Here is a 599-nt window from a genome sequence, read left to right as displayed (position 1 = left end):
TTGTCGATCATGGCGCCGTCGTCGGCGTAGGTGTTGTGGGCGGCGAAGTTCATGCCGTCGGAGCAGACCGGGTCTTCGGTGGCGCAGACCTTGACGGTCTTGTCCTGGTAGGCCGGGCCGATGACGACGGGGGGTTCGCCGAGGAAGTTCATGGCGCGCACGTTGGGCATGCCGAAGAGCACGACCGAGGAGACGTGGCTGGCCACCGAGGGGTCCAGGGGTTTGGGCACGGTGTTGGGGTCGACGCCGTCGGGGACCGAGGGTGAGGTGACAAAGCCCATCACGGCCGCGCCCTGGGAGTAGCCGCCGAGCACCATTCTGGTGTTGGGGCAGTCGTGGGCCATCGAATTGATATGGCCCGCGGCGTCTCTGATGCCGTCGACGCCGGTGTCCCATTGGTCGCTGGCGGGGTAGTTGACCGGGTAGACGTCGAAGGACTTGGCGCCGACGCGTGAGTGCAGGGCGTCGACGAAGGCCTGTCCGGTGGGGCCGACGCCGGGGGCTTCACCGGTGCCGCGGGCAAACACCACCTGCACGTCCGGACACTGGGCGGCCGCGGAGGGGATGACCGAACCGGCGAGCGCCGACGCGCCGAGGCC

Annotated in this window: 1 protein-coding gene; it reads right to left on the bottom strand. The window is 68.9% G+C overall.

Annotated features, from left to right (window positions below):
- Positions 1 to 599, bottom strand: a 599-nt coding sequence (locus tag A5773_RS17700) for a cutinase family protein (protein WP_232001877.1), incomplete at both ends; no start/stop codon positions are given.

It is taken from the genome of Mycobacterium sp. 852014-52450_SCH5900713 (genome assembly GCF_001667075.1).
Classification (GTDB): Bacteria; Actinomycetota; Actinomycetes; order Mycobacteriales; family Mycobacteriaceae; genus Mycobacterium.
Note: the sequence above shows the minus strand (reverse complement) of the source record. Positions and strands in the feature narration are given on the sequence as shown.